This is a genomic window from Sphingobacterium thalpophilum, from assembly GCF_038396785.1.
In the GTDB taxonomy this organism is placed as follows: Bacteria; Bacteroidota; Bacteroidia; order Sphingobacteriales; family Sphingobacteriaceae; genus Sphingobacterium; species Sphingobacterium thalpophilum_A.
In genome coordinates, this window is the sequence record NZ_CP151087.1 from 4,764,024 (window position 1) to 4,786,694 (window position 22,671).

General features: G+C 39.1%; 19 protein-coding genes and 2 tRNA genes. 8 read left to right on the top strand and 13 right to left on the bottom strand.

Features of this window, described 5'->3' with window-relative positions:
- The first annotated feature begins 169 nt into the window (after positions 1 to 169).
- Entirely contained in the window at positions 170 to 1,498 is a 1,329-nt protein-coding gene (gene chrA, locus AACH28_RS21015; protein WP_341831412.1) for a chromate efflux transporter, read from the top strand.
- Positions 1,499 to 1,635: 137 nt separating this feature from the next.
- On the opposite strand, the gene AACH28_RS21020 is transcribed toward chrA, so the two are convergent.
- The 3 genes from AACH28_RS21020 to AACH28_RS21030 form a co-directional block, all read right to left on the bottom strand.
- Positions 1,636 to 1,720: transfer RNA gene (locus AACH28_RS21020), tRNA-Leu, on the bottom strand.
- Between the two features lie 5 nt (positions 1,721 to 1,725).
- Positions 1,726 to 1,798, bottom strand: a tRNA-Gly gene (locus tag AACH28_RS21025).
- 112 nt (positions 1,799 to 1,910) lie between these two features.
- Positions 1,911 to 2,399, bottom strand: a complete 489-nt coding sequence (locus AACH28_RS21030; protein ID WP_286774971.1) for a regulatory protein RecX — start codon at positions 2,397 to 2,399, stop codon at positions 1,911 to 1,913.
- Positions 2,400 to 2,475: 76 nt separating this feature from the next.
- Here AACH28_RS21030 and AACH28_RS21035 point away from each other — a divergent pair, with 76 nt between their 5' ends.
- Together AACH28_RS21035 and AACH28_RS21040 are read left to right on the top strand one after the other, a co-directional pair.
- Complete coding sequence (locus AACH28_RS21035; protein WP_341831413.1) at positions 2,476 to 4,917, top strand: bifunctional UDP-N-acetylmuramoyl-tripeptide:D-alanyl-D-alanine ligase/alanine racemase; 2,442 nt, start codon at positions 2,476 to 2,478, stop codon at positions 4,915 to 4,917.
- Positions 4,918 to 4,961: 44 nt separating this feature from the next.
- Complete coding sequence (locus AACH28_RS21040; RefSeq protein ID WP_046671757.1) at positions 4,962 to 5,561, top strand: DUF502 domain-containing protein; 600 nt, start codon at positions 4,962 to 4,964, stop codon at positions 5,559 to 5,561.
- A 162-nt stretch (positions 5,562 to 5,723) separates the two neighbouring features.
- Here the strand turns inward: AACH28_RS21040 and AACH28_RS21045 are convergent, their stop codons facing one another.
- Positions 5,724 to 6,623, bottom strand: coding sequence for a pirin family protein (locus tag AACH28_RS21045; protein ID WP_046671756.1), 900 nt, complete (start codon positions 6,621 to 6,623; stop codon positions 5,724 to 5,726).
- A 45-nt stretch (positions 6,624 to 6,668) separates the two neighbouring features.
- Here AACH28_RS21045 and AACH28_RS21050 point away from each other — a divergent pair, with 45 nt between their 5' ends.
- A complete protein-coding gene (locus AACH28_RS21050; protein ID WP_341831414.1) occupies positions 6,669 to 7,268 on the top strand; it encodes a hypothetical protein in 600 nt (199 codons plus the stop codon).
- Here AACH28_RS21050 and AACH28_RS21055 read toward each other — a convergent pair.
- The gene (locus AACH28_RS21055) at positions 7,265 to 8,047 is read right to left on the bottom strand and encodes a Cof-type HAD-IIB family hydrolase (protein ID WP_046671754.1); all 783 of its coding nucleotides are present in this window, start codon (positions 8,045 to 8,047) and stop codon (positions 7,265 to 7,267) included. The genes AACH28_RS21050 and AACH28_RS21055 overlap by 4 nt on opposite strands.
- 549 nt (positions 8,048 to 8,596) lie before the next feature.
- Between AACH28_RS21055 and dnaE the strand changes: the two genes are divergently transcribed.
- Together dnaE and trxA are read left to right on the top strand one after the other, a co-directional pair.
- A complete protein-coding gene (gene dnaE / locus AACH28_RS21060) occupies positions 8,597 to 13,015 on the top strand; it encodes a DNA polymerase III subunit alpha (RefSeq protein WP_341831415.1) in 4,419 nt (1,472 codons plus the stop codon).
- A gap of 124 nt (positions 13,016 to 13,139) precedes the next feature.
- Positions 13,140 to 13,460 carry a thioredoxin gene (gene trxA / locus AACH28_RS21065; protein WP_046671752.1) on the top strand — a complete coding sequence of 107 codons (321 nt, stop codon included), beginning with the start codon at positions 13,140 to 13,142 and terminating at the stop codon, positions 13,458 to 13,460.
- A gap of 548 nt (positions 13,461 to 14,008) precedes the next feature.
- Here trxA and rplI read toward each other — a convergent pair.
- From rplI to AACH28_RS21100, 7 genes are all read right to left on the bottom strand, one after another.
- Complete coding sequence (rplI, locus tag AACH28_RS21070; protein ID WP_046671751.1) at positions 14,009 to 14,452, bottom strand: 50S ribosomal protein L9; 444 nt, start codon at positions 14,450 to 14,452, stop codon at positions 14,009 to 14,011.
- A gap of 15 nt (positions 14,453 to 14,467) precedes the next feature.
- Positions 14,468 to 14,731, bottom strand: a complete 264-nt coding sequence (gene rpsR / locus AACH28_RS21075; RefSeq protein ID WP_028071347.1) for a 30S ribosomal protein S18 — start codon at positions 14,729 to 14,731, stop codon at positions 14,468 to 14,470.
- Complete coding sequence (rpsF, locus tag AACH28_RS21080) at positions 14,731 to 15,099, bottom strand: 30S ribosomal protein S6 (RefSeq protein WP_046671750.1); 369 nt, start codon at positions 15,097 to 15,099, stop codon at positions 14,731 to 14,733. The genes rpsR and rpsF overlap by 1 nt, the downstream gene beginning before the upstream one ends.
- Before the next feature lie 147 nt (positions 15,100 to 15,246).
- A complete protein-coding gene (gene dapA / locus AACH28_RS21085; RefSeq protein ID WP_333627205.1) occupies positions 15,247 to 16,125 on the bottom strand; it encodes a 4-hydroxy-tetrahydrodipicolinate synthase in 879 nt (292 codons plus the stop codon).
- 37 nt (positions 16,126 to 16,162) lie between these two features.
- Positions 16,163 to 18,187, bottom strand: a complete 2,025-nt coding sequence (gene ligA / locus AACH28_RS21090) for an NAD-dependent DNA ligase LigA (RefSeq protein WP_088162787.1) — start codon at positions 18,185 to 18,187, stop codon at positions 16,163 to 16,165.
- Positions 18,188 to 18,306: 119 nt separating this feature from the next.
- Entirely contained in the window at positions 18,307 to 19,338 is a 1,032-nt protein-coding gene (locus tag AACH28_RS21095; protein WP_333627207.1) for a glycosyltransferase family 2 protein, read from the bottom strand.
- On the bottom strand, positions 19,335 to 20,201 hold the full coding sequence (locus tag AACH28_RS21100; RefSeq protein ID WP_341831416.1) for a lysophospholipid acyltransferase family protein: 867 nt from the start codon (positions 20,199 to 20,201) through the stop codon (positions 19,335 to 19,337). Before AACH28_RS21100 ends, AACH28_RS21095 begins: the two co-directional genes overlap by 4 nt.
- Positions 20,202 to 20,288: 87 nt before the next feature.
- On the opposite strand from AACH28_RS21100, the gene AACH28_RS21105 reads away from it, so the two are divergent.
- Together AACH28_RS21105 and AACH28_RS21110 are read left to right on the top strand one after the other, a co-directional pair.
- Complete coding sequence (locus tag AACH28_RS21105) at positions 20,289 to 20,900, top strand: WbqC family protein (protein WP_341831417.1); 612 nt, start codon at positions 20,289 to 20,291, stop codon at positions 20,898 to 20,900.
- A gap of 63 nt (positions 20,901 to 20,963) precedes the next feature.
- The gene (locus AACH28_RS21110; protein WP_341831418.1) at positions 20,964 to 21,650 is read left to right on the top strand and encodes a hypothetical protein; all 687 of its coding nucleotides are present in this window, start codon (positions 20,964 to 20,966) and stop codon (positions 21,648 to 21,650) included.
- Positions 21,651 to 21,655: 5 nt separating this feature from the next.
- Here the strand turns inward: AACH28_RS21110 and AACH28_RS21115 are convergent, their stop codons facing one another.
- The gene (locus AACH28_RS21115) at positions 21,656 to 22,657 is read right to left on the bottom strand and encodes a YihY/virulence factor BrkB family protein (RefSeq protein WP_341831419.1); all 1,002 of its coding nucleotides are present in this window, start codon (positions 22,655 to 22,657) and stop codon (positions 21,656 to 21,658) included.
- Between the last annotated feature and the right edge of the window lie 14 nt (positions 22,658 to 22,671).

A 22,671-nucleotide genomic window follows, 5' to 3' on the forward strand; every position in this document is an offset into this window, starting at 1 on the left:
TGGTATTTAAGATATCCCGCTTTTTTTATGCAGTTATATCGCGGTTTTAAATCGTTGTATACCGTCTCCCCAAACGAGATATTTTAAATAGGAGATATCGGTAGGAGGCTCGCGCTGTGGAGATTGTTTTCGATAAGGTACGAGTCTAGGGGAAATAGCGTTGAAAAAGATGAATTTAGAAGAAGAAGATCATAAACAAAAGCCAATTTTTCGGGAAGCCATGTGGTTTTGGTTTGTGTTAGGTTGGATAAGTTTTGGTGGAACAACTGGTCATGTGACCATTATGCACGATTTTTTGGTCGAAAAGAAAAGATGGGTAAGCAACAGGAAGTTTTTTCAGGCACTCAATGCCTGTATGTTATTGCCAGGACCTGAGGCGCACCAATTGACGATCTATTTAGGATGGAAGTTGTACGGCTTAAAAGGAGGTGTGTTGGCCGGACTATTTTTTATTGTTCCTTCACTTCTCATTATATTTGGACTCAGTGCACTATATGTGCACTATGGTAACTCCGCATTGCTTATTGCTTTATTTTCGGGTTTAAAACCTGCCGTTCTAGCGATCATTATATTTGCAACCTTTCGAGTGGGGCAGAAATCTCTTGTCAGCATATGGCATTATTTGGTCGCATTGGCTGCCTTTCTGCTATCGTATTTTGCTGGGGTTCCAATGCTCTGGATTATTGTGGGCGTGATCGCTTTCGGTGTACTATGCCATGCAATCTTGTCAAAAACTTCCAAAATAAATGCCCATCATGAAAAGGAAGATAAGCAGCTCGAATCAGTTTATTATATCAATACGCTCGAAAAACTACCCCCTATATCTTACCGTCGTATTTCTCTTCAGGTTCTGCTGTTTTTCTTACTATGGTTGATTCCGCTGTCCATTTTACTGTTTTTTACTATCGATACGGAATTTTGGAAGACACTTTCCTTTTTGTTTACAAAGTCTGCTTATTTGACGATTGGAGGTTCTTATACAATCATTCCCTATGTTGCGGCCCTTGTGACAGAGAAATTGTTTTGGCTTTCCAAGAGCCAGATGATAGATGGATTTGCGCTTGCAGAGACAACCCCGGGGCCTTTAGTGGTCGTTTTGGCCTATGTTGGTTTCATGGCCGGCTTCAATCATTTCCATCAGTCCTATTCCATGGCCGCAATAGGTTTGATCGCTACAGCATATTTTACCTTTTTGCCAAACTTTGCCCTGATTTTTGTTGGGGCACCACTGATCGAACGGACCCAAAAAAATGCATGTATACAATTTATTCTGTCTTTAGTAACAGCATCGGTCGTTGGTGTAATCGTTAATTTAGCCTGTTATTTAGGGCTAGGAATTCTATTTCCAGGTGGGGTTAGTTCTTGGTATGCCATTGAGCCGATGGCTTTGGTATGGGTGCTATTTTCACTTTTTCTTTTATTCAACTATAAAATAGGCATGTTGAAACTTATAATGTTAAGTTTGGCCTATGGCTTTCTCTTATTTTTATGGCGATAAAATAAAAATGTCCATCGACTGATGAGCTTCGCGAGCAAATTTATAAAAGATTGAAGGGGGGAGTGAATTTGATAGGGTTATTCTAGGTTACAGACGCATATAAACAAGAAAAGCCCATCGTTAGATGAGCTTTCTTGTACCTAGGGCGGGAATCGAACCCGCACTCCCTTAACGGGAACAGGATTTTAAGTCCTGCGTGTCTACCAGTTCCACCACCTAGGCAGGTGAGCGAAAAACGAGATTCGAACTCGCGACCCCAACCTTGGCAAGGTTGTGCTCTACCAGCTGAGCTATTTTCGCATTGGAATTTTATTTCAATTTTCAAAAGAACCTTGCGTTCCTTTTTGGTGATGCAAATATAGAGCGAAAATTCAATATTGCAAAATATTTATTTACTTTCTTTCTGTGTTTTTTATAACTCCTTTGAATTCAGTATAGAAAAAATTAAATCACTCTCAAATCCGCGGTATAGTGCAAACTGATAAACTTTGTTTTTAACTGCATAGCGGTCCTTGCCACTAATTTCACGGAGTTTTTTGTCCATGATGTGATTTAAGATTTGTTCATATTCATCGAGATCGATTTGCTTAAATGCAATTTTTATCAATTGCTCGGATACCCGTTTTGCCTTGAGTGCCTGCTTGATTTTTACTTTGCCCCAGCCTTTCATGCGGAGCTTTCCGTTACAGTAGGCAATAGCAAAGCGTTCTTCATTTAAAAAATTATCGGCGATCAAATTGGCCAAAATATTTTCGACTTCTACTTCGTGTAGTCCCCAGCTGTAGAGCTTATCGCGTACTTCTTGCTGTGCGCGTTCTTGATAGACGCAATAGCTTTCCGCTTTCAACTGTGCCTGATGCTGCGTTAATATCTTCTTATTTCTTTTTTCCTCGTCAAACATATTGTCAAAATTTCAAAAATAATATGAAATAACTAAAAAAATGTTCAGTTTTGACACAATCAAAAATATCAGGAGAATGTACAAAATATCGGAAATCGCCCAGATTTTACATCCCAATCGCACATTTATCACGGATCCCAATTCTTTTGTCCAGCATTTATTTTACGACAGCCGTAAAATTGTCCAAGCGGACAACGGGATTTTTTTTGCACTTCAGAAGAATAGAGATGGCCACCGTTATATTAGAGAAGCTTATGATAAGGGAGTTCGTAATTTTGTGCTTCAAATCGATAGTTCACAGGAAATGGAGTTTTTGGAGGCTAACATTCTTTGGGTAGCGGATAGCTTGGTCGCTATGCAGGAACTGGCAACTTTTCATCGGCAGAAATTCGATTACCCGGTCATTGGAATCACTGGTAGCAATGGTAAAACGATAGTGAAAGAATGGCTTTTTCAGCTGATGTCTCCTGAATATAAGATCTATAGAAGTCCCAAGAGTTATAACTCTCAGCTCGGTGTGGCACTTTCGTTATGGGGACTATCCGATCAGTATAATCTTGCGCTGATCGAAGCAGGAATTTCAGAGAAAGGAGAAATGCAGCGCCTTGAGCAGATGATAAAACCAACGATAGGACTATTGACCAACATTGGTGTGGCACATAAAGCCGGTTTTAAATCGAAGGAGGAAAAGATTTATGAAAAGCTCGAGTTGTTTAAACATGTTGAAACCATGATTTTTCCGAATACTTACCTTGAAAATGTTCAATTGCCTTATCGGCCACGAAAATTTTCCTGGGGGCTTGATGAGGGGCTTTCTTTGGAGGTGTATTCCATCAAACAGGTCAACGACCGATTTACTAAGGTAACCTTCTATTATACCGGGCGCACCTTTGCTGTTGAAGTACCGTTTGTGGATAAAGGAAATGTTGAGAATGCCATAAATTGTGTAGCGGTGATGCTACGTTTTGGTTATGAAAATGAAGTGATCGCATCGAGGATTAAAGAGTTGCAGCCTGTGGCGATGCGTCTTGAGTTAAAAAAAGGAAAAAAGAATAGCTCCATTATCGATGACTCGTATAGTAATGATCTGGATGCACTACAAATAGCCCTGGAGTTTTTAAATCAACAGGGCCAGCATCCGTTCAAGATGTTGATATTATCGGATATTCCCGGTGTTACTATCGAAGATGAAAAAAGCTTGTCCAAGCTGAGACGTTTGCTTAGTGAGTATCGTTTGGATAAATTGATATTGATAGGTGAAGTGTTGCCTAAATTGGCTGCACAATTTGATGTGCCTTCCATTTCATATAGCGATACTGCTGCTTTTTTGGCCGATATAAGGTCGCTTTCTTTTGAAAATGCGACGGTATTACTGAAAGGAGGACGGGAGTTTCATTTTGAACGTATCAGTCAGCTTTTGGTCGCAAAATCACATGATACAGTGCTTGAAATCAATTTGAATGCACTGGAAAACAATCTAAATGTATACCGCCAGTTGTTACCGAAGCATGTTAAGCTGATGACGATGGTCAAAGCTTTCTCTTACGGCAGTGGAAGTTTCGAGATAGCAAATCTTTTGCAATTTAATCGGGTGGATTATCTGACGGTCGCTTTTGCGGATGAGGGGGTGGATTTGCGCGGTGCAGGAATCACATTGCCTATTGTGGTAATGAGTCCGGATGAAAGTTCTTTTGAGTCCATCGTTCAGTACAACCTTGAACCGGAGATTTATAGCTTTAGAATATTGTTTTCCTTCTTGAATTTTCTGAAAACGAAACAGATAACTTCCTTTCCGATTCATATTAAGATAGATACTGGCATGCATCGGTTGGGTTTTATGCCTGACGAGGTCAATCGTTTAATAGCTGTGTTGCGTACGGAAGCGGTTTTAGAGGTTAAATCTGCCTTTTCCCATTTAGCGTCTGCAGGAAATGAAAAGGACCGGGAATTTACACAGCGACAAATTGATCTGCTGGATGACTTTACGAAACGTCTAGAAAGTGGTCTAGGATATTCCTTTCTACGTCATATTGCAGCAACCTCGGGTATTGAACTGTGGCCGAATGCGTATTTTGATATGGTACGATTGGGGATCGGTCTCTATGGTATCGATATTGAGCGGCATGATTTACCCATTAGGGAGGCGAGTACCTTGAAAACGAATGTGACGCAAATTAAATACCTCCCGGCAAGTGAGACCGTAGGTTATAATAGGCACGGTGTTCTGTATAGAGATAGTAAGATCGCCACGATTAAAATTGGTTATGCGGACGGTTACGATAGGCGTTTTGGTAATGGTGTCGGTAAAATGTTGGTTAACGGTTTTTTAGTCCCTACTATTGGTGATATCTGTATGGATATGTGTATGCTGGATGTAACGGATGTGGAAGTTGGAGAGGAAGATGAAGTTATCGTGTACCCTGATATAAAGTCAGCAGCGAAGGCTATAGGAACGATCCCTTATGAACTGCTGACCAGTATTTCCCAACGCGTAAAAAGAGTATATTTTTATGAATAATAAAGGATATTCTGCATTTTTGAATAATATTTGATTTTCAATTCATGTTTAGCAAATTAATTAGAGGCTTTATTAATTATTTGATAAGAGGTATCCTGGTGGTGGTTCCTCTAGCTGGTGCTATTTTTTTAATAGTTTGGATTGTTGCATCAGTTGATTCGGCATTGAATCTAACTGAACATTTTTTGGAAGATGATAGAGGGCATCCCTTGTATATTCCGGGAATAGGTATTCTGACCGTTATTTTGGTGTTGGTTTTGGCAGGGCTTATTTTTACAAATTTTGTTACAGATCCAATTAAAGTGTGGATTAATCATCAGATCCAGCGGATTCCACTTTTAAATACATTATATTCTTCGATTAAAGATTTTACAGAGGCCTTTGTTGGTGATGCAAAGAAATTTAATGAACCTGTCTTGGTAACGGTGAATGAGTTTGGTCTGAAGAAGATAGGTTTCTTAACGCAACATGATTTAAAAAGCATTGGGCTTGAAGAAGAGGTTATGGTGTATTTTCCATATTCATATTCTTTTGCGGGACAGGTTGTCATTATCAGTGCAGACAAGGTGAAAAAATTAGATATGTCGCCAACAGATGCCATGAAATTGGTTGTTTCCGGTGGTGTGAGCGGGATAGCCCATTAGTACTTCTTTGCAACAGTTGACTTTAAGATTTATTCAATAAAAAGGCTGGAAATTGTCCACAATTTCCAGCCTTTTTGTTTTCGTCTGTTTTGTCCTTCCAATTGTAATCCCGTACGGCAGATACGTTTGCGATTGCCAAGTTTAAATGAAGAAATAGTGCTGCTAAGCTTTTTTCTGCCCTAAAGTTGGATTTACTGGCGGGATTGGGATATAGCCGTCATCTCCAGGAACCTTTGGAAATTCATGTTTTTCCCATTTTTCGCGCGCTATTTTTAATGTTTCAATGTCCGAAGCGACGAAGTTCCAGTCGATATAGCGTTGTTCAGGAAAAGGTTCGCCACCAAAAATGTAGACCGAGGTTCCAGCCTCCATTTTGAATTCACATAGTTTCGCATCTTTGGCAACTAAAATCTGCTTTGGACCGAATTCCTGACCTTCCGCATGAACAGTCCCATGCAGGATATATAATCCACTTTCGCCATATAGATGATCACCTAGTTTAATAGTTGCATCTTTTTCCGCTTTGATTTCAATAAGGTATAATGGGCTGTATACGGGGACCTCGGAACGGTGATCTTTAATTTCTCCTGCAATTAAGCGATAGGATACGCCATCTTCGGTCCAATGTGGAAGTTGCGGTTCTTCTATGTGAACAAAATTAGGCTCCATTTTTTCGAGTTCTTTTGGTAGGGCCACCCAAATCTGCAGTCCATGGAGGTCGTGCGGCGTCGATCGCAGTTGTTCCGGGGTTCTTTCGGAGTGTGTGACACCCTTACCTGCCGTCATCCAATTGACTGCTCCAGGTTTGATCTCAACGGCATTTCCTAAGCTGTCCCGGTGCATAATGCTACCTTCGAATAGATAAGTCAATGTGGATAACCCGATATGCGGATGTGGTGCAATATCCATAAAGTGCGGTTCGGCAATGTTATCAGGTCCCATGTGGTCGATGAAGATAAAAGGGCCGACCATACGTTTCTGCCTGAAAGGAAGAAGTCGCCCAACTAAGAAATTGCCTATGTCAGCGGCTCTTTCTTCAATAACTATTGCAATATTTGACATAATGTTTCCTTATTTTTGTGTTTCTAATCTACAGCAATTTAAGAAATGTCAAGTATAATCAATCGTTTTTTGGGTAAAAAGAGTGTAAGAAATGAAGCGCTTTTGGCACTGGCAGATAGGTTGTCTTTTAGGAACAGTCAGCTGGACAGTTTTTTGATCGATCACCTAATACAAAGTAACAAAATAGATCCAGCCGACTTTTTTGCTTTCCAAGAGCAGTTGCTTAAGCTTCATGTTGACCGATTGGAGTCGATGCAGGTGGAGCTTAGCTTGTTGAACCAATATTTGCAATTGGCTGAACGTTTTCTTCCGGCAGGTTTTACAGTCAAATGGGAAAATAAGCTTCAGTCTCAGGAGGAGATGATGTTGCCGCCGCTCATTCTTTTTCCTGTGGTACAGCATGCTGTTGAGAATGGTTATAATACGATGTCTTCTCATCCTGTACGGATCCGATTATCGGGCTTATCCAAGTTGATTATGCTTGAAGTTAGCTATCGTGTGAACCATTATCTGGAAAGTCAATTTAGCAGTACACTGATACGTGATTTTAGACAGCGATTGGACTATCTTTTTCCGGAAAAACATAATTTGCTGATGAATAGCAACAGCAATACTTCTCGAATAACTTTAACTATCCAACTTTAGATGATATTGAAGTGTTTTAATGCATTCCAGATACCATTTTCATCAACACTGTCTGTTATATAATCTGCAATTTCCTTTACCTCGGGATTTGCATTACCCATAGCAATTCCAATATGGGTGTGCGCTAGCATGGTAATATCATTTCCGCCATCGCCAAATGACATAGTTTCTTCCAAGGTAAAGTTGAAATGATCTAAAAAAACATCTATTCCAATTTTTTTGCTTTGCCCCATCGGATTGACATCCGCAAAAATGGGCGTCCATCTCGAAGCAACTGAATTTGGCATCACATTTTCCATGAATTCAGCTTCTTCTTCAGGATTGATGAAAACATTGACCTGCATAACGGAGTCCAGATCAAAATCCTTTTCGTAATCCCGAATAGGTGGTGTCGGCACATTGACCTGTTCGTACATTCGTTGTACCTCAGGTGTAACCTGGTTTAAGGAAATTTCCTTTTCGGACATAAATGAAAAAGTCAGGTCCTCACGCTTTTTAGCATAATCCAATAAGGAGCGAATGTCTTTTTGAGGGATGTTATTTTTATAAATGACTTCCTGTTCCTTTGTGACGCAATACCCGCCATTGAAGGTGATATATCCATCAAAATCGAGGTAACGAATATGTCCCAGCTGATTGTAGGATCGTCCTGTTGAAACAAATACCTTGATGTTTTTTTCTTTTAATAATTGAAATGCCTGTTGAGTAGATTCGGGAACCTGATGTGTTTTGAAACTTAGCAAAGTTCCATCGATGTCAAAAAAGATCGCTTTAATCATGGATTTTTGGGTCAAAACCAAATATACTAAATACTTAGGATAGTGTAACTATTACAATATTAAATCTGAGGCGTTTTATCTCCTACAGACCATGAGAATTTTACCACATTGGTGGAAGAAAGGTGAACGTCAAATTTGTAATTAAAAGGAAATAAAACCTGAAATAAAAGGGACTTAATAGGTAGATTATAGGGCTTCATCCGAATGAGGTCCCTATAAAGTCCCTATTAGATACGTATTAAATGTGTTGTTAATTTGATATAAACTTGGCTCCTTCAATATATACGAAAAAAAGAGGCCGGGGGCTTTACGATTTGGTTTGATATTTACTCATGGGATACACATAAAAAAAAGAAGATTGAGGAGTTTATGATGTTATTTCTTGTTGAAGCGGAACCGGTAGGCGGTATCGTGTGGCGCTAGATTTTCTTTAGTGGATTTTCGCAAAAATCTGACATAATCTTCTCTAATAATTTCGTAAATTTCAAGTTCAAAAAAATGTAAATTGTCTTGCATTTAATGTGTTGTATTAAAGAGGGTTAGAATTTTATGTATATTATTTTCGATACGGAAACGACGGGTTTGCCTAAGCGTTGGGACGCACCAATTACCGATACGGACAATTGGCCTCGCTGTATTCAATTGGCTTGGCAGATTCATGATGAGATGGGAAATTTGGTCGAACATCACGATTTCTTGATTAAGCCAGATGGATTTGATATACCCTATGACTCTGAAAAAATACACGGCATATCGACTGCATTGGCAGAAGAGCAGGGATTGCCGCTCCAGGAGGTCTTAGAGAAATTCAATGTGGCATTGAATAAAGCCAAGTTTGTTGTTGGACAAAATATTGGTTTTGATTTGAATATCATGGGCTGTGAATTTTACCGTTATGGTGTTACGTCCAATATGGCTAATATGTCTGTATTGGATACCTGTACGGAAGTAACAGCTGAACTTCTGAAAATTCCAGGCGGTCGTGGTGGACGCTTTAAACTACCCAATTTGACTGAGTTGCATTCCTATTTATTTGGAGTGCCATTTGCTGAGGCACATAATGCAACAGCCGACGTTGAAGCGACAACACGTTGTTTTCTGGAGCTTGTAAGAAGAGAGGTATTCACTGCCGAAGAACTTCAGGTCGATACGGGCTACTTTGTCGATTTTAAAACCAACAATCCGGGGCCTATACCCACTGTTGGACTGAAACATATCAACCTAAAAGCAGCTTCTGATGAAATTAGAAAACGGTCTCAGCCAGATGAAGTCAAGGTTGTCGTTGATGCGGACGCGTTAGCAGCTTTAAAGGATGCCAAATTTGCCCATTTACATAACCACTCTCAGTTTTCGATCCTGCAGTCGACGATGTCGTACGATAAGTTAGTTTCGGCAGCGGTGAAGGATAATATGCCTGCTGTTGCATTAACGGACCACGGAAATATGATGGGGGCTTTTGAGTTTGTCTCTCGTGTTATAAGTCATAATAAAGAAGTTGAAGCGCAAAATGCGGAGGCAGTTGAGAATGGAGAGGAGCCTACTGGTCAGCTTTTAAAGCCAATTGTTGGTTGTGAATTTTTTGTTTGTGAAAACCACAAAGATAAGTCGAGGAAGGATAATGGTTATCAGATTGTGTTATTGGCGAAAAATAAACGGGGGTACCATAATTTGGCTAAACTGGCTTCTTTTGCTTATACCGCGGGCTTCTATTATGTGCCGCGGATTGATAAAGATCTTATTCTTCAATACAAGGAAGATGTTATCGCTTTGTCAGGTAACCTACAAGGCGAGGTGCCGAATAAAATACTGAATATAGGTGAGAGTCAGGCCGAAGAGGCTTTGCTGTGGTGGAAAGAACAATTTGGGGATGATTTTTACCTGGAATTAATGCGTCATGGTCAGGAAGATGAGGATCGTGTGAATCAAACCTTGCTTAAATTTTCCCGCAAATATCAGGTCAAAGTTGTTGCGACCAATAATACATATTACGAGAAGAAAGGCGATGCACATGCGCATGATATTTTGCTCTGTGTGAAAGATGGTGAAAAGCTATCGACTCCAAAAGGTAGGGGACGTGGATTCCGTTTTGGTTTACCCAATCAGGAATATTATTTCAAATCTTCAGATGAAATGAAGGCCCTTTTTAAAGATTTGCCCGAAGCGATTCTAAATATTCAGGAGATTGTCGATAAGGTAGAGATATTTAAGTTAAACCGCGATGTCCTATTACCTAAATTTGATATTCCTGAGGAATTTCAGGTGGAAGCCGATCTTGAAGATGGGGGAAAACGTGGTGAAAATAAATACCTGGCGCATCTTTGTTATGTGGGGGCTGAGAAGCGTTATGAGGAAATAACAGATGATATTCGCGAACGTCTTGACTTTGAGTTGGCTACCATTGAGAAAACGGGGTATCCAGGTTACTTTTTGATTGTTCAGGATTTTATTGCGGCGGCCCGGGATATGGGAGTTTCCGTGGGGCCGGGACGGGGATCTGCTGCTGGTTCGGCAGTAGCTTATTGTTTGGGAATTACCAATATCGATCCGATTAAATATGACTTGCTTTTTGAGCGTTTCTTAAATCCCGACCGTGTGTCCATGCCTGATATTGATATCGATTTTGATGACGAGGGACGTGGACGTGTCATGCAATATGTAATCAATAAATATGGTGCTAGTCAAGTTGCCCAGATTATTACCTATGGTACAATGGCAGCAAAGTCATCCATCAAAGATACAGCGCGTGTATTGGACTTACCTTTGGGTGATGCCAATGAAATTGCCAAGCTGATTCCGAACCTTAAATTATCCAAGATTTTTACTTTAGATGATGCCGGTTTAAAGGAAAAGCTAAGGACTGAGGAAATTGAAGCCGTCAATAGATTGAAATCTATTGCGGATGGTGCTGGATTGGAAGCGGAAACGATCAGACAGGCCCGGGTTTTGGAGGGTTCTGTACGAAATACAGGTATCCATGCCTGTGGTGTTATTATTACACCAGACGATATTACTAATTTCGTTCCTGTTTCTTTGGCAAAAGACTCTGATCTTTATGTGACGCAGTTCGATAACCACGTTGTTGAAAGTGCCGGTTTGCTGAAAATGGACTTTTTGGGTTTAAAGACACTGACACTGATTAAAGATACGGTAGAAAATGTCAAATTAAGCCATGGTATCGTGCTGGATCCGGATCAATTTCCGATCGACGATGAGCTTACTTATGAGCTCTTTCAACGTGGAGAGACCATCGGGGTGTTTCAGTATGAATCTCCTGGAATGCAGAAATACATGCGAGACCTTAAGCCGACGGTATTTGCCGATTTGATTGCGATGAATGCACTTTATCGCCCGGGTCCAATAGAGTATATTCCAAGTTTTATTAAGCGTAAGCATGGTATAGATCCTATTGTTTACGATTTGGATGCCTGCGAGGAATATTTGAAAGAAACGTATGGAATTACGGTATACCAGGAGCAGGTAATGCTTTTGTCTCAAAAGTTAGCTGGATTTTCGAAAGGTGATGCCGACGTTTTGCGTAAGGCCATGGGTAAGAAGCAAAAGGCAGTACTGGATAAGATGAAGCCTAAGTTTGTGTCGCAGGCAGAGGAGAAAGGACATAATGCAAAAGTTTTGGAAAAGATCTGGACCGACTGGGAAGCTTTTGCAAGTTATGCATTTAATAAATCCCACTCGACCTGTTATGCTTGGGTTGCTTATCAAACAGCCTATTTGAAAGCGCATTTTCCAGCGGAATATATGGCTGCGGTACTTTCTAACAATATGAATGACATCAAGCAGGTGACATTCTTTATGGAGGAATGTAAGCGCATGGGGCTAGAGGTACTTGGCCCTGATGTGAATGAATCCTATTATAAGTTTACAGTAAATGAGTCTGGGGCTATTCGTTTTGGGATAGGTGCAGTTAAAGGTGTCGGGGCAGGAGCAGTAGATGCTATCGTGCAAACTCGACAATCAGGATTGTATAAATCTGTTTTCGATATGGCCAAACGGATTGATCTTCGTGCGGTCAACAAGAAAGCTTTCGAGAGTCTGGCTTATGCTGGTGGTTTTGATAGTTTTGAGAACACGCACCGTGCACAATATTTCCATTCGGATGAAAATTCAACAGGAATGGAAAAGGCGATACGATTTGGCCAGCGCTTTAAAGAAAATGAAAGTTCGGCCCAGGCGAGTTTGTTTGGTGTAGGTGGAGCTGCAGAATTGCCGGAACCTGTTTTGGCACCATGTCCGCAATGGGGATTGATTGAAAAGCTTAAATATGAAAAAGATGTTATCGGTATTTATTTGACCAGTCACCCCTTAGATACATACCGGTTTGAGATTGAGCATTTTTGTCAGAATTCGGTTTCAGATTTGGCATTGATCAATAAAGTTAAAGCGGCAGAGGTCGATGAAGAGACTTTGCTTGAGTTTAATCGAATCAAGAATAAGGAATTAGTGATTGGTGGCATTATTGCATCGGCAAACCATCGATTGACGAAGACTGGTAAGCCTTTTGCGTCGTTTATTATAGAAGATTATAGTGATTCTTATGATATGGCAGTTTTTGGCGAAGAATACGTCAAATTGAAGGGGTATTTGCAAGAAGGCTATTTTGTGCAATTACGAGGTTTGGTACAGGAACGTTTCAGGCAGGTTGGAAATTGGGGCTTTGAGCTGCGTAGTGTACAGTTACTTTCGGATCTTCGTGAGAAGATGGCGAAGAGTTTTACGATCAATATTCCTTTACCTAAGTTGAATGAAGCATTTCTTGACGGAATCAAAGATATACTGGCACAAAATGAGATTGAGGGGGTTGTGCCAAATTGTCAATTAAAGTTTAAAATTTGGGATCCCCAAGATGAAATATCTGTCGAAATGCCAGCTAAAAGTCTGAAAATAAACCTAACAAATGAATTTTTGGACTGTATAGATAAGTTTGAAGGGATAAATTACCGATTGAATTAGTTTGGATTAGAATTTGTGTAATTAAGATTACAAATAGATTGGTAGTTGTTACTATCTTTGTTTATTGATTTTAGCAATTAAATAGTATTAAAGATATAACTTCGGTTTATAAAATTAAAAGATTATGGCATTAGAAATTACAGATAGCAACTTTGAAGAAGTTGTCTTAAAAGCAGACAAACCAGTATTAATTGATTTTTGGGCAGAGTGGTGTGGTCCTTGCCGTATGGTAGGTCCTGTGGTTGAAGAACTGGCTAAGGATTATGAAGGTAAAGCTGTTGTAGGAAAAGTAAATGTGGATGAAAATCCAGAGATTTCTGTTCGTTATGGCATTCGTAATATTCCAGCTCTATTGTTCTTTAAAAATGGAGAAATTGTCGATAAACAAATTGGAGCTGTTCCAAAATCAGTATTGAACGAGAAATTAGAAAAACAATTAGCATAACTTAGCTAAATAATAATAAAAAGCCTGAAATATTATCTTTCAGGCTTTTTTTTGTTTTTAAAACCCCATTTTTTTTGATTTTATTTCAAACTTTAGTTGTTTTATGTCTATATTTTGTTTTTTTTTGTGTATTGTTTGTGTTTATTTTGATACTTTAATAGTGTAATGTGCTGTATTTTTAGTGTTTTAGTGTTTTTAGTGTGATTTTGTTATTGTTTTTTGTGTATTTATATTTATTTTTTGATAAAAATCAATTTTATTTGCAAAAACAAATATTTTTTACTTCTTTTGAGTATTGAAATTGGTTTTCGAAAAGAATTTGTTTCGATTTTTTGATTTTGATGTTATTTTTTTTGACTCGATGATTTAGGAGTTGTTTTTTTTGAAAAAAAAAGAAATTGACAAAGATTTTCCCTTTCAAATACCCTAGATTATGCCTCGCGTTGCTCTCCGTAACGCGAGTTTTTTTTGGGGCTAAAGTATGGGTAAAAACAAAAGCGGCTATCCGAAAGGATAGCCGCTTTTTATTATTGACTAAATAAACTGAATTATTCAGCAATTACTTCGAAAGGAACTTGAACTTTCACTTCTTTGTGTAAGTTTAAGTTTGCGATGTATTCACCTAGTTCTTTAGGTTCTACTTCGAAAGTGATACGACGACGATCTACATCAAAACCTTTTGCTTTCAACGCATCAGCAATTTGAATGCTGTTTACTTTACCAAAGATTTTACCAGATTCACCTGCTTTAGCGCCGATTGAAAGTTTGATAGCTTCCAATTTACCAGCTAATTCAGTAGCGTCTTTTTTGATTTTTTCTTGTTTGAACTGAGCTTGTTTGATGTTCTCAGCTAAAACTTTCTTTGCAGATTCAGTCGCTTGGATAGCAAATCCTTGCGGGATTAAGTAGTTACGACCGAAACCTGGCTTTACATTAACGATATCGTTTTGCTCACCTAAGCCTTTGATATCTTGTTTTAAAATTACTTCCATTTTCTATCGTCCTCCTTATTTAATTGCATCAGCTAAGTAAGGTAATAAGCCGATGTGACGAGCACGTTTAACAGCTTGAGCTACTTTACGTTGAAATTTCAAAGATGTACCAGTTAAACGACGAGGTAAGATTTTACCTTGATCATTTACAAATTTCATCAAGAAGTTAGCATCTTTATAATCGATATATTTGATACCATTCTTTTTGAAACGACAGTATTTTTTACGGTTGTCCTCTACTTTAGGAGCAGTTACGTATTGGATATTTTCGTTAGCCATTAGTTTGCGCCCTCCTCAGTTTTAGTTTCAGCTTTTTTGTTGAATGCACCGCTACGTTTTTTCTCGTTGTATGCTTTAGCATGTTTGTCTAAGCTTACAGTCAAGAAACGCATAATGCGCTCATCACGTTTGTATTCAACCTCTAATTTATTGATTAATTCACCTGGAGCCTTGAATTCAGTTAAGTGATAAAATCCAGTAGTTTTTTTCTGGATTGGATACGCTAATTTTTTCAAACCCCAATTGTCTTCAGCGACAATCTCGGCTCCGCCTTCTGTTAAGATGTTTTTGAATTTTGCGATTACTTCTTTCGCAGCATCATCAGAAAGCAACGGGGTAAGAACGATTACAGATTCGTACTGTTGCATTGTGTTAATTAATTTTGTTATTTAAAATTCCACTTTTGTGGAAGTGCAAAGGTAGTTATTATATTGTTATGTTGCAAAGCTTTGAAATAAAAAAGTTTAGATCCTTTGGAGGGATCTAAACTTTTCTCAACCGAACTAGGCTATATTTTAGTTCAATTTCTTTAATTCTTCTTTGATAGCAGCCTGTATTTTCTCGCTAACAGGGACTAAAGGAAGTCGTAATTGATCTTTTCCGATCCCCAATTCCTGTAGAATATATTTTACACCCGCAGGGTTTCCTTCAATAAAACACAGATCTGTAATGTTAAGGAGTTCATTATGGATCGATCTAGCTTCCGTATAATTGCCTTCAGCGCATAACTTAGCTAATGTGGCGACCTTTTTCGGTAATGCGTTTCCGATCACTGAAATGATACCAGCAGCTCCAAGAGACATCATCGGCAAGGTAACCGGATCATCTCCGGAGATCAATAGAAATCCTGCAGGTTTATCCCGTAGAATTTCGCTGAATTGCGCAAAATTTCCAGAAGCTTCTTTGATGGCTACAATATTGGAAAAATCATTGGCCAGTCGTAATGTTGTCTGTGCTGTTATATTGCTGCCCGTACGCCCAGGCACATTGTATAAAATAACCGGAAGTGGAGAGGCGTTTGAAACAGCCTTGTAATGCTGGTAAATGCCTTCTTGTGTTGGTTTGTTATAATAAGGAGATACGGATAAAATTGCACAGAAGCCTGTTGGATCAAAGTTCTTAATTTGTTCCACAATTTCGGCAGTATTATTACCACCAATTCCAGCAACCAAAGGAAGTCTACCGTTCACGCGCTTGACAGTAAAATCCCAGATACGCTTTCGTTCATCATTGGTTAAAGTGGCAACTTCTCCAGTTGTACCTAAAGAAACCAAATAATCCATACCTTCGTTGATTTGCAAGTCAATTAGCTGACCTAATGCTTCGAAATCAACAGATTCATCTGAGTTAAAAGGAGTGACTAATGCTACTCCTGCGCCGTGAAGCTCGTTCATCTTGTTTTTGTATTTATATAAATTTAATTAAAAAAACTTACTTGGGATTAATGAGTTCAAATAGTTCTTTATCATTAATCATCGGGATACCCAATTTTTCTGCTTTCGCCAGTTTGGACGGTCCCATTTTATCTCCCGCTACGAGGTAGCTTAATTTGGCAGAAATGGAAGATAACATCTTTCCGCCATTGCTTTCAATTACTGCTGCTAGCTCTTCACGTGAATGGTCTGCAAATACACCGGAAATCAGGAAGGTTTTCCCTTCAAGTGAATTGCTCGCAAGGATGATCTCCTTTTCCTCAATTTCGAAATTTAAGCCATAATTTCTCAATGCAACGATCTGTTGTTGATGAATTGGATTGTCTAAGTATTCTTTGACACTCTCCGCAATACGGCGTCCAATGTCTTGTACTCCTTCGATTTCCTCTGTCGAGGCTTGCGCGAGTGCATCAATATTTTTGAAATGCTGGGCTAATTTTTTTGCAATCGTCTCGCCGACATGACGTATTCCAAGCGAAAATAAGACTTTTTCAAAAGGTTTTTCTTTGGATTTTTCGATGCCGTTGAGCATGTTATCGATTGATTTTTGACCGAAACGTTCCAGTTGTTGCAGGTCATCTTGATGGTCTTTTAGGCCATAGATGTCAACGATATTGCGTAACAAACCTTTCTTGAAGAAAGTATCCACGGTCTCGTCTCCCATTCCTTCGATGTCCATCATTTTTCGTCCGATAAAATGCTGCATTTTGCCAACAATTTGTGGCGGGCACCCAGTTTCATTAGGGCAGTAGTGTACGGCTTCCCCTTCTTGTCGTATAAGTGCTGTGTCGCATTCCGGACAAGATGTGGGGTAGACAAAACTTGTTGATCCTGCTAATCTTTTCTCGAGGTTTACCCCAATTATTTTAGGTATAATTTCGCCCCCTTTTTCTACAAAGACAGTGTCATCTTCGTGTAGGTCGAGACGTGCAATTTCATTTGCATTGTGTAAGGAAGCGCGTTTTACCGTTGTGCCTGCCAGTTGTACAGGTTGAAGATTGGCAACAGGTGTAACAGCGCCGGTACGTCCAACTTGATAACTGATCGAGTTCAATGTGGTTTCTACACGCTCTGCTTTGAATTTATAGGATATTGCCCAACGTGGATTTTTGGCAGTAAAGCCCAGTTCCTCCTGCTGTGCGTAATCATTTACTTTAATAACAATTCCATCAATTTCATAACCTAGGTTATGACGTTCGACATCCCAGTAGTCAATAAATGCAAAAACATCGGTTAACGTGCTGCATTTTCTGCTATGCTCGCTGACATGAAATCCCCAGTCTTTGACATGGTTTAAGCTATTCCAATGGTCGTGAAATAGATTTGTTCTGTTGTCGCAGTACAAAAAGTAAAGGAAACAGTCCAATGGGCGTTTTGCAACTTCAGCAGAATCTTGGAGTTTGATGGTTCCAGAAGCGAAATTTCTTGGGTTGGCATAGGTTTGCTCCTCATTATCGGCTCGTTCCTTATTCAGGCGGAGAAAAGCTGATTTGTGCATAAATATTTCACCTCGTATTTCGAATTGATCTGGATAATCTCCTTCTTTGAGTTTGATCGGGATAGAACGAATGGTTTTAACATTGTTTGTGACAACATCGCCTTGTGTACCATCACCGCGCGTAACGGCTTTACTTAGTAAGCCATTTTCATAAGTCAAGCTGATGGATAAACCGTCAAATTTTAATTCACAAACATATTCGAACTGATCGCCGATGATTTTGCGGATTCGCTGGTCGAAGTCAAGTAATTCCTCCTGATTGTATGTGTTGCCCAATGAAAGCATTGGCCAGCGGTGCTTTTCCGTTTGAAATCGGGAGGTAATGTCTCCACCAACACGCTGTGTAGGGGAGTTGGGGTCGGCAAAGTTGGGATATTGAGCTTCCAGCGCTTCGAGTTCCTTTAATTTAAGGTCGAAGTCGTAGTCCGAAATAACACTGTTCGCCAATACATAGTATTGATAGTTATAATGGTTGAGCTCTGCCGTTAAGTCTTTTATCTTTTTTTCAATATCCATCACCAACATTTTGCAAAATTACAAATAAAAAGTACGTTTAAATAAAATAAATAAAGAATCTTGTCGTAATGACTGCTTTATTTTGAAAATGCGTTTTTCTGCATTTTATGTTACAGGGAAATAATACGCTATTTGAAATCCTCTGGATTTAGCTGAGAAAATTTATGTTTGTTATTTGTGTAAAAATCGATGATAATCGATTTTGTGTACAGCCCTTTTGTATTTTCTTTCACCTTGTATTTTTTTCGTTTTTTAGCATTTTTGAAAATATTCAAGAAGAAATACTGATGTGCACGACTGATTGCCCAGGCATCCTTGGGTTTCCTGTCGATCAGAAACTTAGCAAGGGCTGCAAAGTCAAACCAAAGCCTGATGAAAATAATCCATATGGCTTTGCCTAGCGGCAGGTTTTTTTGCAGCATGACCATGTTATTCCTAAAATTGAGGTAAGTCTTTTTGGGATTACTTGCATTGAGGGTCCCCCCGCCAACATGATAAACAATAGATTTAGGACAATAGCCTATGCCATAGCCCATTTTCTTTAATCGCCAACATAGATCGATTTCCTCCATATGAGCAAAGAAATCTTCGTCAAGGCCATCTGCCTCTTTCCAGGCGTCAGAGCGAATAAAAAGTGCAGCTCCAGATGCCCAGAAAATCTCGGATTCATTATCGTACTGTCCCGCATCATCTTCTACTTCATGTAGGATTCTACCTTTACAGAAAGGAAAGCCAAAGTAATCCAGATAGCCACCGGCCGCTCCGGCATGTTCGAACTTCTGCTTGTCATGAAATGAACGTATTTTGGGCTGTGCTGCTGCCAGGGAAGGGTTTCTTTCCAAGTATTCAATCACTGGCTCAATCCAGTTTTGGCTCACTTCAACATCCGAATTGAGAAGTACATAGTAATCAGCATCTACACGCTGCAGTATTTTGTTATAACCTCCCGCGAAGCCATAGTTTTTGTCATTTTCAAGGATAGTAATCGTCGGATAGTACTGTTTCACAAATGAAATTGAATCATCATCGGAGGCATTGTCTCCAATGACAAATTCGACATTCGGATACGAACTGTTATATACGGATGGTAAAAATTTTTCCAGGAAAAATCGGCCATTCCAATTGAGGATAACGACAGCTACTTTTGGTAATTTACTCATTTTCTACGTTTTCTTTTCCAGCGATTATGTGACCATAACCAATATTCTGGGTTTTCACGAATAAGCTGTTCAGCAAATTGATTGTGTATATCGGTAATTTCATGCTCTCCAAAACCACTTGGATCTTCGATTAAAGTAACGAATTTACAGAAATATTGCCCTCTTTTGGGCTTTCTTCCGATATAGCAATAGACCACAGGCGCTTTACTTATTCTAGAAAGTCTTTCGGCTCCTGTATAGACCAATGTTTCCTGATTTAGCCAATTAATAAAATAATCGGAATCCGAATACAGCGGTGTTTGATCGGCAACGAGTATACTGATATTGGGCTGGCCTTTCAACTTTACGATATGGCGGAGTATTTGTTTCATTGGTACCATTTCGGCGCCAAATCTTCCACGCATATCATTGTATACTGTATCAATATCTTTGTTATTGAGTGGTTTGTATACAATCAGCGTAGGAAAGTTTGTAATTAAGCTCAAACGGTGAATACCCAGCTCCCAATTGGCATAATGTGAGGTCACCCCGATTACGTTTTTGCCCGCTTCGAGGTGTTTCGTCAATTCTTCTACATTTTCCAAAGTAATCTTTTTCTTGACTTCCTCAGCTGTAATCGTTTTCAATTTGATCGATTCGACAAGGAGATCCGGGAAAAAACGATAAAACTTTTTGGCAATTACCAGACGTTCTTTATCCGTTTTTTCCGGAAAAGCATTCTTTAAGTTCTGAAATACAATATTCTTCCTATATCCAATAATATAGTAAAGTATGTAATAAAGCCCATCGGAGATCAAATATAGAAACCAATAGGGGAGAAGAGATATGATATAGATTAATGCGTTTAACGCTTTTTGTTTCATGCTATAGCTAAAATTCCCAGTGTTCTTTACAAATATCCTTAATTTAAGTTATTTTTGCGTCACTTATAACAAAAATCATCAGTTTTTATGGAATCGCAGTTATTACTTCCGGCATGTTATCTTCCACCAATATCCTATTTTCATACGGTACAGGAGCATAATCTTCCTTTGGTCATCGAGAAATATGAGCATTTTCAAAAGCAGAGTTATCGTACGCGCGCACGCATTGCTTCAGCAAATGGTGTGCAGGATTTGATCGTACCCATTCAACATGGCAATAAAGAACGTGTTCCTATGAAAGATATTCGGATAAGTTATGAGTTTGACTGGCAGCGTTTACACTGGTTAAGTATCCAGACAGCTTACCGTAGCTCTGCATATTTTGAATATTATGAAGATGATTTTATACGTTTCTATGAGGAAAAGTTTACGTATTTGGTAGACTTTAATGTTGCTCAATTAGAACTCATTCTAAAATCGATCAAACTTAAACGAGCAATAGGGTTTACAGAAGCGTATGTGGCTGCGCCTTCGGAAATGATCGATTTCCGTAACCTGATCCATCCTAAAAAAGAAAGTGTATTGCGTAATCCAAAAGAATATTATCAGGTTTTTTCTGATAAAAATGGATTTTATCCCGATTTAAGCATTATCGATTTGCTATTCAATCAAGGCCCACAATCAAAAAGTTACCTGTAGCCTGACGGTTTTTTGAACAAAATGCGTTTAATATTGTTGTTATTCAATATTGAACGCATTTAAATGAAACATTTCTTTTTTACTTTTCTTCTTTTTTCTTTGTGTTGGACTTTCGCGCGGGCTCAGGGCGGTGTTGATACGATACATTATCGAAAAGTTTACTATTGGGGTACAACGGGAATGGGCTTTCCGATCGGACAAACCAAAGATATACTTTCGCCAAAGTTTTCGGGTAGTATTGGTTTGGATATCTCCCTGAAAAATCCAATGTTTTTCGTATCCCCCACACTTTATACACTTTCATTCAAGTATAAGCAGCGATTGGTCGATCCGAATTTTGAGTATCGTATCGAAGATGCAAATACCAATTTCTATACCCTTTCATTTTCGGGGGGCATTAGGAAGCAGATGCGATTATTGAATATCTATGGTTTTGTGGGGCCTGGTGTAGGATTGACGAGTGAGCCAAGGGCAAATGTATTCGCGGACCAAAAGCTTATTAAGATGGAAAATATAAATCACCTGAATTTCTCCAGCAAAATAGGTGCTGGGGCAGATTATAAATTTAACGGCTTCTTTTTAGGACTTGAGCTTGGTTATCTCCATAATTTTAGGAAGATACAGGATACTCCTGTGAATATTTTTACCGTTATGGTGGGATTAAAATCCGATATTACACAAATTGGGGATAAAGTCATCAATGTCATTGGCATCGATGGTTCCATTAGCGGTAAAAAAGAGAAAAAATAGACGGCTTATTTTAAGACCTGAATGGTGTCTCCAACATGTGCTTCGGCGTCGCTGCCTGTTTTTTTTACTTTTTCCGTTTGTTCAATCGCTACTGCAAATGCGGATGGAATAATGCCTGCGCCAAATTTAATTGCATAAAATTTGGTGAATTCCGCGCCAAAATACAATATCGCAGCCGAATAGTAGATCCATAATAACATGACGATGATTGATCCCGCAGCTCCGTAAAAGCTTGCTGTGGAGGAAAGGTTCAGATAGATTGAAATGCCGTACCGGCCTAACATAAAGAGTAAGCCTGTAAAGATAGCCCCACCAAGCATGTCCCTGAATTTTACTTTAGCATCCGGAAGGAAGGAAAAGATAAAGCCAAATAAAATGACAATGACCGAAAATGTGATGCCCGTATTCACCCATGAAATGAGTGCAATCGGAATAAAAGGAAAATAAGTCATGACTAAATTGGTCACGGCAACGATAACTCCGTTGATCATGAGTGAGGCAATTAGCAAAAAACCAAGGGCAATCACGATGCAAAAAGAAATCAGCCTGTTGATGATTAATTTTAGCCATCCCTTTTTTGGTTTCGGTTTTACTTTCCAGATATTGTTTATTGAATCCTGTATATCAACGAATAAGGTTGTGGACGACAGAATCAATGTAACGATACCTATCGTGATCCCCATATTAGATTTATTCTCGAAAGTTATCTTCTGAAGATAGGACTGGATCTGTGTGGTCACATCCTGGCCAAAAAGAACCATGACTTCCTCCAGCACCTGATCTTGCGCTGAAGATCCACTTTGAAGATGTTCTCCATAGAAAAATCCAATACACCAGATAACAATCATAAGAAGTGGGCCGATGGAGAAGACGGTATAATAAGCCAATGAAGCACTCTTCTTCATACATTTGTCATCATTGAATCCATTAAAGGCATCAATTAAGACATGCCAAATGTTTTTCCAGTAGGCGAGTGTAAATAAATCTCGTAATGTAACGTGCTTCATAATAAGATGATCAG

Coding starts and splice junctions, on each gene's coding strand:
- AACH28_RS21045 (WP_046671756.1), bottom strand. CDS start 6,623: ATGTCAAATATTGCAATAGTTATTGAAGAAAGAGCCGCTGACATAGGC.
- AACH28_RS21110 (WP_341831418.1), top strand. CDS start 20,964: ATGAAACATTTCTTTTTTACTTTTCTTCTTTTTTCTTTGTGTTGGACT.
- AACH28_RS21105 (WP_341831417.1), top strand. CDS start 20,289: ATGGAATCGCAGTTATTACTTCCGGCATGTTATCTTCCACCAATATCC.
- chrA (WP_341831412.1), top strand. CDS start 170: ATGAATTTAGAAGAAGAAGATCATAAACAAAAGCCAATTTTTCGGGAA.
- dnaE (WP_341831415.1), top strand. CDS start 8,597: ATGTATATTATTTTCGATACGGAAACGACGGGTTTGCCTAAGCGTTGG.
- ligA (WP_088162787.1), bottom strand. CDS start 18,187: ATGTTGGTGATGGATATTGAAAAAAAGATAAAAGACTTAACGGCAGAG.
- AACH28_RS21095 (WP_333627207.1), bottom strand. CDS start 19,338: ATGAGTAAATTACCAAAAGTAGCTGTCGTTATCCTCAATTGGAATGGC.
- trxA (WP_046671752.1), top strand. CDS start 13,140: ATGGCATTAGAAATTACAGATAGCAACTTTGAAGAAGTTGTCTTAAAA.
- AACH28_RS21050 (WP_341831414.1), top strand. CDS start 6,669: ATGTCAAGTATAATCAATCGTTTTTTGGGTAAAAAGAGTGTAAGAAAT.
- rpsR (WP_028071347.1), bottom strand. CDS start 14,731: ATGGCTAACGAAAATATCCAATACGTAACTGCTCCTAAAGTAGAGGAC.
- AACH28_RS21030 (WP_286774971.1), bottom strand. CDS start 2,399: ATGTTTGACGAGGAAAAAAGAAATAAGAAGATATTAACGCAGCATCAG.
- AACH28_RS21115 (WP_341831419.1), bottom strand. CDS start 22,657: ATGAAGCACGTTACATTACGAGATTTATTTACACTCGCCTACTGGAAA.
- rpsF (WP_046671750.1), bottom strand. CDS start 15,099: ATGCAACAGTACGAATCTGTAATCGTTCTTACCCCGTTGCTTTCTGAT.
- AACH28_RS21035 (WP_341831413.1), top strand. CDS start 2,476: ATGTACAAAATATCGGAAATCGCCCAGATTTTACATCCCAATCGCACA.
- rplI (WP_046671751.1), bottom strand. CDS start 14,452: ATGGAAGTAATTTTAAAACAAGATATCAAAGGCTTAGGTGAGCAAAAC.
- dapA (WP_333627205.1), bottom strand. CDS start 16,125: ATGAACGAGCTTCACGGCGCAGGAGTAGCATTAGTCACTCCTTTTAAC.
- AACH28_RS21040 (WP_046671757.1), top strand. CDS start 4,962: ATGTTTAGCAAATTAATTAGAGGCTTTATTAATTATTTGATAAGAGGT.
- AACH28_RS21100 (WP_341831416.1), bottom strand. CDS start 20,201: ATGAAACAAAAAGCGTTAAACGCATTAATCTATATCATATCTCTTCTC.
- AACH28_RS21055 (WP_046671754.1), bottom strand. CDS start 8,047: ATGATTAAAGCGATCTTTTTTGACATCGATGGAACTTTGCTAAGTTTC.